Below are 12,002 nucleotides of genomic sequence, written 5' to 3'. Positions count from 1 at the left end.
TGTTTTCAGATCTAAAAACACGCTAATTCTTAAATGCACAGCAATACAAATAGTTAGAAAAGATATGAATTAAAGGGAATAATGTAGATAAAATAAACAGTCAAAGTAACTGCACTGCTTACGATGAATTTCAGATTTTGATGCTAAACCAAAATAACGAGGAAACTCTTTAAAAAAGAGACATAAGAACTATCTGCTTCACAACGAAAAAAGGACTTAATAAGGTCCCTTTTGTCAATATTAAAACGCTTTACCAATATATGGTCGCTATTTAACAATCCACGGTGTGGCACTGATAAGCTCAGCATGACTGCTAAGCACTGTGTTATCGTCTTGCCAGTCGTCTGTTACTTTTATTGAACAACGCTGCTCTTTACAGCTAACGTCATTTGCCGAAATAGCATCTTGGCCATTAAATTTAAGAACAACACCTTGTTGTTCAGGCAGTAAAAACCACATTAATTTGCTAACAAAAAAGCCTGACAAATCAGATAAAAGCTCGTCAAATTCTTCATTTAACGTATATAAGTTCGCTTTACTGAGTTCAAAATCAGCCAGATCCGTTGCTTCAATTTGTAACTTTAACTGGCATTCATGTTTTGGATTTTCAGGTTGAACAACAATTACGGCTTTGTCAGTATCTAGTTGCTTATCAAAAGGTAAAAGTAACTGAGCCTTATCTGTATATGTTAGGTCAAACTCTTGTTTTTCTGTAATTATTTTACCTGATTTAATTGTGCATACTTCGTTGCTAGCAATATCAGACAAATAAAAGTTAACTTGAGCGTATTGAAACTCGCCTTTATTAACAACTTTCAAACGATCGTAAAAGCCATCATAGGCAACAACAAATTCTGTTGCAGCGGCCTTTGAAGCAACTGCACCTAGCGCAACCGCGATGGTTGCTGCTTTTAACCATGGAAGGAGTTTATTCATCAAAGTAAGCTCTGTTTTGATTTATCATTTTATTCAATTCTTCAATGTACGCTTCACGTCGTTCAGAGTAAGACAGTAAACCTTGTGTTAGCTTAGTTGCATCAATTGGCTTTTGCTGGCGACGTAAATCAGCACGAATTGATCTTAAATCTTTATACGCCGCATGGGTATTAATATTTTTAAAATAAGAGTTTACAGCAGCACGTACCGATTGAAATGCAGCCACTTCGTGAGCAGCTTCGTTGGCACGGCGACGAGGAACCATGCCACAGCCTTTTTTATAACACCACTGGCCGAAAAAGTTTAAGCCAATACGTGCAAAGCGTGACGTACCCCATGCTGACTCATTAGCTGCTTGCATAAGCGCAAGCTCTTTAGGAATGATATCTACACGACGAAGTGCCTGGGTAAGCGATAAAGTATCTATGGTGGTAGGCAACTTGTAGCTATTCAGTATTTTTTTAATATCTGATTGCTGTTTGCTACTTAGTGGCTCATTGTACTCCAGCATCATGCGCGCGATTTCTAGAGTCGCACGCTGCTGTAGAATCTTTTTATTTTCGGCCTCAACATGAGGGCGAATAAAATCAAAAAATGCATGTTTCTTTTCTTTCACATCAGTAAAAGCTGCAAAATCTGGCAGTTTCACATTATGTAATGGCTTTTCTTTTTTGATTACGCGCTGGGTCCCTTTTGGCGTTGTCTGCGATTGTTCAGACCCACTTTCTACTACTTCTTTATCTACAAATGGCGATAACAACGCCCATGCAAAAAAAGCAGCAAGTAAAGCTCGAAAAACGTAATTATGCATGTATTCTCTCATATAAACTACTACTCATGTGCGGTAACGTCACGCACACACAAAGGCGAAGTATACCAAAACCCTCTATTTTTGGCGAATTTGCCCTAAGAAAATTACCTAAACCTTTACCAAAATAGCGTGATTTAGCGCCAATTTACTCGCAATTTTCAAGCGCTTGCGTATACTGAAAAGCAAGCAAACGAGAAAAAGGTAGGTTATTTTTATGTGCCAATCTTGGCAAGCTCGCATTATTGATCAGCAAAAATATCGTCCAAACGATAACCGCTCAGCTTGGCAAGTTGACCGCTCTCGAATCATCCACGCCGCAGCCTTTAGGCGGTTGCAGGCTAAAACCCAAATTATGGGTATTGGCTTAAATGATTTTTATAGAACCCGTCTGACCCATTCTTTAGAAGTTGCTCAAATTGGCAGTGGTTTATTACGTCATCTAAAAAAGCAGCACCCTGAATTTACGAATTTTCCGAGCGGTAGCCTACTCGAGACCCTATGTCTTGCTCATGATATTGGCCACCCTCCTTTTGGTCATGGTGGTGAAATAGCATTAAATTACATGATGCGCGAGCATGGTAGCTTTGAAGGTAACGCCCAAACATTAAGAATTGTGTCTAAGCTTGAGCCCTATTCAAATGGCTATGGTATGAATTTAACCAGACGCACCTTGTTAGGTTTTATTAAATACCCAGCCTTTATTGATGATTTATGGCACAGCATTCCACCTTTGAGTGAGCAGCGTAGCTTTATTAAAGCTGACCATTGGCGACCAGCCAAAGGCTTATATAAAGACGATAAAGATGTTTTCGACTGGATCATTGATCCACTGTCGAATAACGATAAAGCGCTGCTGAGTAGTCATTATAAGGTTGATGAGTTTAGAGCTAAAACCCATTACAAATCGATAGACTCAGCAATTATGGAATTAGCCGACGATATTGCTTATGCCGTACATGATTTAGAAGATGCCATAGCTACAGAGGTTTTAACGCTGGCTGATTGGCAAAATCATGCCCTTGTACAATTACAAGAGCTTGACTCTGCATGGCTAACCACCCATTTGAGCTCGATAACCGCCAGACTCTTTTCTCATCACGAGTATGAGCGTAAAGACGCTATTGGTGAGTTGGTTAACACCTTTATTATTAACGCTCAGTTAGTTGTACAAAACGCAGATTTCGAATCAGAAATACTGCAATACACAGTAAGCCTACCGGATGAATTTGCCGAAATTCTTAACGTGCTAAAACATTTTGTTTTTAAACGTTTAATTCGCGAGCCAAAGATGCAGCAAGTTGAATTTAAAGGGCAAAACCTGTTGATTGAGTTATTTAGTGCTTTTGCCAGCGACCCAATGCGCTTATTACCTGAAACAACCCAAGAAATGTGGCTAAATGCGCACCAGCAAGGTGATAATGCAATGCGCATAATATGTGACTACTTATCAGGGATGAGTGATGAATATGCTTATAAAACCTATCAGCGCTTGTTTTTGCCATCTGCTTAAGTAATTTTTGAACAGCAGTTGAAATTGTTCTAAAATTAAACAGGTTATAGCAATAACAACCTCACCCCTTGAATGCATTTTATTTAACATGGATTGAAATAATGCTCAAAAAATACCTGCTTATTAGTGCTGCTGTAGCAAGCTCATTTGCTTGCTATAGTGCAGAATCACTTCCTGATCCGCTTCTTGAAGAACGCGGCATAATCATAAAAGATGCCACTCATTTCGATTGGGTACGGCTGAATTCGGGCGAATGGCTCAAAGGCGAGCTAGTCTCCATGTATGATAAAGAGATTGAGTTCGACAGTGATGTGCTCGACACATTAATTATTGATCGCGAAGATGTCTACATGATTATCTCAGATCGCCACCATACTGTGCGCTTTAACGATGGTAATGAGCTAAGCGGCACATTAAATATCTCTGGTGGTTTTGTGAAAGTTGGCGAACAAGAAGCTAAATACCGTTATCGCGATTTAGTCTCTATTGCTCCTTCAGTTGAAAGCGAACTCAGTGCATGGACAGTGAAAATATCACTAGGTGCCGATATATCAAAAGGTAATACTGACCAAACCGAATATTCGGCTCGTGCAGATATCAAGCGCCGTACGGCGTCTAGCCGTTTCCTCGCAGAGTTTTTAGGTTATCGCACCACCAGCGATGAGCAAGTCACTAAAAACAACATTCGCGCTAACGGTACCTTCGACTGGTTTCAGACCCAAAAAATGTATTACCGCCCTATCTTCTTTGAGTACTACCGTGATCCGTTTCAAAATATCGCTAACAAGTACACTGTGGGTGCCGGTGTTGGTTACTATGTAATGGATACCGATAAAACAGAATGGGATTTTTCAACAGGCCCTGCTTATCAAAAAACTGAGTTTGATACTGTCGCTACGGGTGAAGAAAAATCAAATTCATCTTGGTCATATTTTGTCGGCACTAATTACGAGCTAGAGGTCACCAAGAAAATTGATTTTACCTTTAATTACCGCTACCTAACTGCAAACAGTGATGCAGGTGGTGACTCTCAATATGCGATGGCTGCGTTTGAGTTTGAGATCACCGATGATATTGATTTTGATATGTCATTAGTATGGGACTATTTAGCTGACCCGATTGCCGATGAAAACGGTGTAGTACCAGAAAAAGAAGATTACAAAATGATTTTCGCGCTGGGTATCGATTTATAAACATCCCAATTAATCGATATAAAAACGCCGAGCTTAGCTCGGCGTTTTCATTTTAGTTAAGTAATATCTTATAGCGATTTAACACCCATGTTGTATAGGGTAAAGCCATAAATATCAGCGTATTGATCAATGATCTTACTTGTTGGTGTTCCTGCACCATGGCCTGCATTTGTTTCAATGCGAATAAGATACGGATTTTGATTCGCACCTTTTTCTTGTAGCTCTGCTGCAAACTTAAATGAATGCGCAGGCACAACACGGTCATCATGATCCCCTGTTGTTACTAAGGTTGCTGGGTAGCTAACACCCTCTTTTACATTATGAACTGGTGAATAGCCTTTTAAGTACTCGAACATTTCTTTACTTTGTTCACTCGTACCGTAGTCATACGCCCAACCAGCACCCGCTGTAAAGGTGTGGTAACGCAGCATATCTAAAACACCTACAGCAGGAAGCGCAACTTTAAATAGCTCAGGGCGCTGTGTCATAACCGCACCAACTAATAAGCCACCATTTGAGCCACCACGTACCGCTAGGTAATCAGGTGAGCTGTATTGTTTTTTGTTTAAGTACTCAGCCGCAGCAATAAAGTCATCAAATACATTTTGTTTCTTAAGCTGTGTACCATTTACATGCCATTCTTTACCGTATTCGCCACCACCACGAATATTAGCAACAGCATATACACCACCGTGCTCAAGCCATGCCGCAATTGTAGGGCTGTAGCTTGGTGTTAGGCTCACGTTAAAGCCACCATAACCATATAAAATAGTCGGATTTTTACCGTTAAGTTCGGTGCCCTTTTTGTACGAAATTATCATCGGAACTTTGGTGCCATCTTTTGATGTATAGAACACTTGTTCAGAGATATATTCTTCGCTATTAAATTTAGCGCCCGACTTGCGGTATACATCAGACTTACCTGATTCAACATCAAACGAATAGGTATTGCCTGGTGTAGTGTAATTAGTAAATGAGTAATACAGCGTTTGTGCATCGTGCTTACCGCTAAAGCCATATGCAGTACCCACACCTGGCAGGCTGATGTCACGCACCAATTTGCCTGATTTATCGTATTGTTTTACTTGTGAAATCGCATCAACCATATACTTAGCAAAGAAGTAGTCACCGCCTTTTGATAGGCTAAGCACATTGTCAGTTTCTGGGATTAAATCTTGCCAATTTTCTGGGCTTGGATCAGCTGCATCAACAGTTACAACACGTTTATTTGGCGCGTTTAAGTTAGTCACCAAATATAGTTTCGAGCCGTCATTATCAATAATTGAGGTATCTGAGTCTGTGTTATCTAAAATCGTCACTAGCTTGCTGTCAGGCTTAGTTAAATCTTTTATAAACAGTTTATTACCTGAAGTTGAAGTACTTGCAGCAATAATTAAATAACGATTATCACGGGTTACATCAGCACCAATATAACGATGTTTCTGAGCCTCTGTGCCACCATAAACTAATTGGTCATCTGCTTGTGCCGTGCCTAACTTATGGTAGTAAACTTTATGTTGATCTGTTTTTGCAGACAGCTCACTACCCTTTGGCTTATCGTAGCTCGAATAATAGAATCCTTCGTTGCCAAGCCAAGAGATACCGCTGAATTTTACATCGACTAATGCTTCTTCAATTGGTTGTTTAGTCGCTGTATCAATAATGATAATTTTACGCCAGTCACTGCCGCCTTCAGAGATTTGATAGGCCGCTAGCGTGCCGTCCTCTGTGAATGTTAAGCCCGACATTGAGGTTGTGCCGTCGCTACTGAAAGTATTTGGATCTAAGAACACCTCAGCTTCTGACTCACCTTTTTTACGATAAACTACATACTGATTTTGCAGACCATCGTTTTTATAAAAGTAGGTGTACTCACCCTCTTTAAATGGCGCTGTGACTTTTTCATAGTTCATCAACTTTTCAAGCGTAGTTTTTAGCTCATCGCGATACGGAATCTTTTTTAGATAAGAAAAGGTAACGTCATTTTCGGCTTTAACCCACTGGGCTGTTTCGTCGCTCATATCGTCTTCTAACCAACGGTATGGATCGGCTACTTTCTCACCGAAGTATTCATCAACAACATTGCCTTTTTTAGTTTCTGGATAATTCACAGCAGCTTTAACCTCTGCAGTTTTCACTGTTTGTTCTGTTTTTGTTGGGGTAGATTCACCACAGCCCGCCAATGCAACAACAATTGCACATGCTAGTGTTTTCTTGATCATAATTAATTTACTTTTAGTTATTGTTAATAAAATGAAAGTAAAATTAAAGCATTCGAATGTCTAGTAATTTGCGGTTAAACACAGGAACTGCTGTAAACCAATGTAAAAACAAAAAAGCCACGTAGTAACGTGGCTCTTAAAAGCATGTATTTGCTAAGCGATTATACTTTTGTTAACCAGCCATGAGTATCTGCTGATTTACCCCATTGAATATCATTCAATGCTTGGCGTAATTTAGCAACTTTCTCACCTGGTTTACCCGACCCCACTTTAAACTCTTGGTCGTTATGAATAAGTGTGCCAACCGAGGTAAGTACCGCAGCGGTACCTGATAACGCAGCTTCAGTACCTGGTTTAGCGGCTCTTTCTAGTAACTCAGACACAGTAAAGTTACGCTCAGATACTGTCATACCTAAATCTTTAGCAATCGTTAAAATACTATTTCGCGTCACACCGTGTAAGAATGTGCTATCAAGTGCTTTTGTGATGATCTCATCACCATCAATTAGAATGAAGTTTGCAGCACCAGTTTCTTGTACATCACCACCAGGGCAGAATAAAATTTGGTCTGCTTGATGCTCTGAGCGAGCGTCTAAGATTGGGCCTAATGCACTTGCATAGTTACCACCACTTTTAACCATACCCATGTGTGGTGCACAGCGCATGCCGTCTTCTTCAAGTAATACACGTAATGCTGTAGCACCGCCTGAGAAATAATCACCTACTGGCGAAAGCAATACATAAAGCAAGGAACTCATTGACGGTGCAGCCGCTTTACCGATTGCCGCTTCTGTACCAATGTGAGTTGGGCGAATATACATTGAACCCGGCGGTGTTGGTGTTTCGTCTGCGTACTCTTTTACAATGTCTTTGATCATTTGCTCAAGCATGCTTTCGTCAAAGTCAGGTAAGTTTAGTAACTTAGAGCTTTGTTTCATACGAGCAATGTTAGCATCCATACGAAAGATATAGACCGAGCCATCTTCGTGACGAAATGCTTTTAATCCTTCAAAACAGGTGCTTGAGTAATGTAATACGTGAGCACCCGCATGTAATTCGATTTTATCAGATGGGACCAGCGCGCTTTCACTCCATGAGTTATCAGCAAAACGTGCTTGGATCATTTGTGGCATAAATACAGTACCAAATGCGGCCATTGTTGTTCTCTCTTGTTTGGACTACTTTTACCCCATTGTATGCTAATCCATCCCCGTTTAACCATAGCAAACTAGTGCCTTTTATCGATTAAAGTGATAATAACCCGACCATTTAGTACAAAAAATGCGCAACCCAAGTTGCGCATTGTTTACTGAGAATCATTCGCTAACAAATGACTATAAATTATCTGTAGTTCATTTTTGCTGTGAGGCGATTAAAAAAGCCCGGGAAAAAACGCTTAATAGTCGGTGCTAAACCACTTATTCCTTCACCAATAACAACTTCATCTTTCTCGGCTTCAATGGCTTTAATCATTTTTGCAGCCGCTTTTGCCACATCCATACCGTTTTCAATTGATTCCTCTGGCTTATTTTGCGGTTTACCTTGGCCATCTAACGAATTATGCGCAATGGCTGTTTTAATTGAACCCGGGCAAATAGTCAGGCAATTCACATTTTTGTCGGCTAGTTCTGCTCTTAAGCAATCCATAAAGCCGACAACCGCATACTTAGAACCCGAATACCCAGTTCTGAACTTTGAACCGACTTTACCCGCTACACTGCTAATTGATACCACCATGCCCATACCTTGCTTCACCATCTGTGGTACGACCGCCTTAGTTAAAGCAATTAAACCAAAGTAATTTACTTCCATCAGTTGGCGATAAACAGTAAATTCATTTTCTAAAAATAGACTACGCTGCGACACCCCACCGTTATTGATAAGCACATCAATGCGGCCAATTCGCTCAATCACTGCTGGCATATCTTCAAGTAAGGCTTCGGGCTTTGCCAAATCAAGAGCGACCACATGATGATTACCACCGAGCCTTGTATTAAGAGCGTTGAGTTTTTCCTCATTGCGGGCAGACAGTACTAACGTTGCCCCTTTTGCCGCCAATTGCTCACAAAGTGCCTCACCAATTCCAGAAGATGCCCCAGTAACCCAAACTGTTTTACCATTTAATTGCATGTGTGTTCCTTATTATTGTTGTTATGCTTTGTTAGGCCCTGCATGTTGTTCTATATGATCAGCAATATCTTTATAGAAACCAAGCATAATCAAGAACTCTGCTAATACAAATAACGGGCCTATGACCAAACCAATTAAATCATCAACAAAGGCTGGCTTTTTACCTTCAAAATAGTGACCAATAAACTGAAACACCCAACCAAGAACGAAACTGCCAATGCTCACAGTTAGCCATAACTCTGTTGAAAGCGACACCACAGGCTCAGCAGCAATGCTTAACAAACTTAAGCATACAGCCATAATTAACCCCATAGATAAGCTAAGCATTAAGTAATAAAGACAGGTGAGTGCAATTACCACGGTTGCTAAAGAGATAACGGCAGGCTCTGAGATAAGCGTGACGCGTTGTAATAAACAAATAATTGCAAACACAATTAATGGAATGCCAATAAAGTGAGTGTAAATATTGCGTTTAGAACGGTGATAAAGGGCGTAATTTGTCAGTTGTTGTTTTAATGTTTTCATTGTTTTTCCTGCCAAAACTGTGTTCAAAATTCAGATTAGCAGAAAATTTACCATCAAGAATGTCAACTAGCCGACATTTAAAGTAGCTAGCTTAAACTCACACATTAAACCAGCGCATCAATAACTTTGCCTTTTTCAGCTTCTGGTCGCATATCCATGCGTTCGCGACCTTTTTGATACTCTTCATCGAGCATCGTTTGCAGCTCATTCATTTTTTCTTGCAGTGCTTTAGTATCGGCACCTTGTTGTTGCATTTGTTCAGCAAGCTTCTCTATTTGCGCTTTTATTTCATCAATTTTCTCTTTATCAACCCCGAGTCGCTTATAAACCAAAGCTTCTTGTGCCTGCGCTAAAAAAGAGCTGGACTCAGACTGCTTTTGTAAAAGTTGTTGTGCTGAAGATGCAGGCTTATGCATGGCTTTCACACCCTCAGTGCGAGCCGTTTGCGACAGCTTAGCAACAGCCGAAGCGTGATAAGGGTTATATTGATTATGAAATGTAATTGCCACAAGTGTCTTCCATTTAAGCTTGATTACAACCTTGTAGCAATTTTAGTTCCAAGCTAGCTTTGAGATTGCAATTTATCTATATCAATAATTTCAATCGTTTGATATTTAAGATTAATAATTGAATCAGCTTGCAGGGATTGTAATATTTGGTTAATGGTTTGCCGTGTTAAATAGGTCATATCGGCAAGTTGTTGCTGGGTAAGCGGCAAACAGCTTTGGAGTGACGATTGATAAAGCATGCACAACCGCTTACTTACCTTTTGCTTTGCTGTAAGGAGTGCGTGATCTTCTAATGAGTCAAACAGGTTTCGCACTTTATTGGTAAGCAGAAGCCCAAAATCATGCCAATATGCAGGGCTTTCTTGTAATAACTGGCTTAAAGCCCGCTCAGGTACGTGTAAAAGTCGTACCGCAGTTTGAGCATACACATCGTGGGTGCGCTTACCACCATCAAACAGAGCCACTTCACCAAACCACATAGCACTGGTTACAAAACTGAGCACGGCTTCTTTGCCTTGGCTATTAACCCCAGAAACTCTAAGCACGCCATTAATAACACAATACAGACCGGTATTTTCATCACCACGCAAAAACAATGCATCACCCGCATTTAAGGTGATTAATTTAGCATTTTTTACTAGCTTGTCCCTAAATAATTGTGTGCGATTTTTAAACCATTTGTCTTGGTTAATTACCGAAAGGTCTTGTTCATTCAAGTGTTTATCCTTTACATTGGTGTAGTGTGCATATATCCAAGCCACCTCAAAATGCAGAATTCAGCGTTTCACAGGTTGTTTGGATATCTAAATAATAAAAGGATACGGGATGTTAAACAAACTACTTTCGACCAGCCTACTTCTCAGTGCTATTTCTACCCCTGCATTTGCGAGTGATATTAATACTGAACTTAAATCTGCCAATAAAAGCGTCAGCGAAAAAGTCATTAAATGGCGCCGTCATTTACACCAATACCCAGAGCTTAGTAACCGTGAGTTTGAAACAGCCAAATACGTGGCTAAGCATTTACGTTCGTTAGGCCTTGAGGTTCAAACAGGTGTGGCTCATACCGGTGTGGTTGCCAAACTTAAAGGGGGAAAAAAAGGTCCGCTTATTGCGCTACGTGCTGATATGGATGCACTACCTGTTAAAGAGCAAGTAGACTTACCTTTCGCGTCAACTCAAACAACAGAGTACAAAGGCAATACCGTTGGCGTAATGCATGCCTGTGGTCATGATAACCATGTGGCTATTTTAATGGCAGCAGCTGAGTCTTTAGTAAAAATTAAAGACCAACTAGCTGGTGATATTCTGTTTGTCTTCCAACCTGCTGAAGAAGGTGCACCAGATGGCGAAGAAGGCGGTGCTGAGCTGATGCTTAAAGAAGGCTTATTTAAAGAAAAGCCAGAAGCCGTATTTGGTTTACACGTAACCAGCTCTCTTAATACCGGACAAATTGGTTTTCGTGAAGGGCCGTTAATGGCCAGCGCCGACAAATTTACAATTACAGTAAAAGGTCGCCAAACTCACGGTTCTCGCCCTTGGAATGGGGTTGACCCAATTGTGGCGTCATCACAAATTATTATGGCAACACAAACCATCGCTTCTCGCCAAGTTGATGTGACCAAAGCGCCTTCTGTGGTTTCATTTGGTGCCATTAATGGCGGTGTGCGTAACAACATCATCCCTGATGAAGTTGAAATGGTGGGCACAATTCGTACCTTTGACCAAGAAATGCGTGCTGACATTAAAAAACGTTTAGCTAAAACCGCTGAGATGGTAGCTGAATCAGGTGGCGCAGAAGCACATGTTCACATTGACCATGGTTACCCAGTAACAGTGAACGATGTTGAATTAACCAAGAAAATGACACCAACTCTTGCTGGTGTGGTTGGCAAAGAAAACCTGATCACAACGCCACTTATCACAGGTGCCGAAGACTTTAGTTACTACGCCTTAGAAACACCAGGCATGTTCTTTTTCTTAGGTGTCACACCAAAAGGTCAAGATGCGGTTACAGCACCCAGTAACCATTCACCACACTTTTTTGCAGACGAAAAAGCTTTACAGCTTGGCGTAAATGCAATGACGCAATTAGTGGTTGATTACCTAAAATAATAAAAATTTTCTTACCGGCGGGTGACATCACTACCCGCCCTATTTTCTTAT

Annotated in this window: 10 protein-coding genes and 1 pseudogene; 3 read left to right on the top strand and 8 right to left on the bottom strand. The window is 40.6% G+C overall.

Annotated features, from left to right (window positions below; genetic code table 11):
• Positions 1-267: 267 nt before the first annotated feature.
• Positions 268-936, bottom strand: a complete 669-nt coding sequence (locus J8Z28_RS08130) for a DUF2987 domain-containing protein (RefSeq protein ID WP_054561320.1) — start codon at positions 934-936, stop codon at positions 268-270.
• Positions 929-1,747: a glucosaminidase domain-containing protein gene (locus J8Z28_RS08125; protein WP_250660275.1), complete on the bottom strand. Its 819-nt coding sequence runs from the start codon at positions 1,745-1,747 to the stop codon at positions 929-931. Before J8Z28_RS08125 ends, J8Z28_RS08130 begins: the two co-directional genes overlap by 8 nt.
• A 214-nt stretch (positions 1,748-1,961) precedes the next feature.
• On the opposite strand from J8Z28_RS08125, the gene J8Z28_RS08120 reads away from it, so the two are divergent.
• Together J8Z28_RS08120 and J8Z28_RS08115 are read left to right on the top strand one after the other, a co-directional pair.
• Positions 1,962-3,257: an anti-phage deoxyguanosine triphosphatase gene (locus J8Z28_RS08120; RefSeq protein ID WP_250660274.1), complete on the top strand. Its 1,296-nt coding sequence runs from the start codon at positions 1,962-1,964 to the stop codon at positions 3,255-3,257.
• A 101-nt stretch (positions 3,258-3,358) separates the two neighbouring features.
• Positions 3,359-4,450 carry a DUF481 domain-containing protein gene (locus J8Z28_RS08115; RefSeq protein ID WP_239964767.1) on the top strand — a complete coding sequence of 364 codons (1,092 nt, stop codon included), beginning with the start codon at positions 3,359-3,361 and terminating at the stop codon, positions 4,448-4,450.
• Between the two features lie 68 nt (positions 4,451-4,518).
• On the opposite strand, the gene J8Z28_RS08110 is transcribed toward J8Z28_RS08115, so the two are convergent.
• The 6 genes and pseudogenes from J8Z28_RS08110 to J8Z28_RS08085 all read right to left on the bottom strand — a co-directional run bounded on the left by J8Z28_RS08110 (position 4,519) and on the right by J8Z28_RS08085 (position 10,552).
• Positions 4,519-6,672 (bottom strand): prolyl oligopeptidase family serine peptidase, encoded by a 2,154-nt coding sequence (locus tag J8Z28_RS08110; RefSeq protein ID WP_250660273.1) that lies wholly within the window; start codon positions 6,670-6,672, stop codon positions 4,519-4,521.
• Positions 6,673-6,833: 161 nt separating this feature from the next.
• A pseudogene (locus J8Z28_RS08105) lies at positions 6,834-7,835 on the bottom strand (branched-chain amino acid aminotransferase); the annotation flags it as partial.
• A gap of 178 nt (positions 7,836-8,013) precedes the next feature.
• Positions 8,014-8,802, bottom strand: a complete 789-nt coding sequence (locus J8Z28_RS08100; protein ID WP_054561314.1) for an SDR family oxidoreductase — start codon at positions 8,800-8,802, stop codon at positions 8,014-8,016.
• Positions 8,803-8,823: 21 nt separating this feature from the next.
• Entirely contained in the window at positions 8,824-9,327 is a 504-nt protein-coding gene (locus tag J8Z28_RS08095; RefSeq protein ID WP_250660271.1) for an Mpo1 family 2-hydroxy fatty acid dioxygenase, read from the bottom strand.
• A 104-nt stretch (positions 9,328-9,431) separates the two neighbouring features.
• A complete protein-coding gene (locus tag J8Z28_RS08090; RefSeq protein ID WP_250660270.1) occupies positions 9,432-9,836 on the bottom strand; it encodes a V-type ATPase subunit a family protein in 405 nt (134 codons plus the stop codon).
• A gap of 53 nt (positions 9,837-9,889) precedes the next feature.
• Complete coding sequence (locus tag J8Z28_RS08085; protein ID WP_055021052.1) at positions 9,890-10,552, bottom strand: Crp/Fnr family transcriptional regulator; 663 nt, start codon at positions 10,550-10,552, stop codon at positions 9,890-9,892.
• A gap of 109 nt (positions 10,553-10,661) precedes the next feature.
• Here J8Z28_RS08085 and J8Z28_RS08080 point away from each other — a divergent pair, with 109 nt between their 5' ends.
• Positions 10,662-11,951, top strand: coding sequence for an amidohydrolase (locus J8Z28_RS08080; RefSeq protein WP_055198688.1), 1,290 nt, complete (start codon positions 10,662-10,664; stop codon positions 11,949-11,951).
• Positions 11,952-12,002: the final 51 nt, after the last annotated feature.

This window comes from Pseudoalteromonas sp. SCSIO 43088, assembly GCF_023650795.1.
Taxonomy (GTDB): domain Bacteria; phylum Pseudomonadota; class Gammaproteobacteria; order Enterobacterales; family Alteromonadaceae; genus Pseudoalteromonas; species Pseudoalteromonas shioyasakiensis.
Note: the sequence above shows the minus strand (reverse complement) of the source record. Positions and strands in the feature narration are given on the sequence as shown.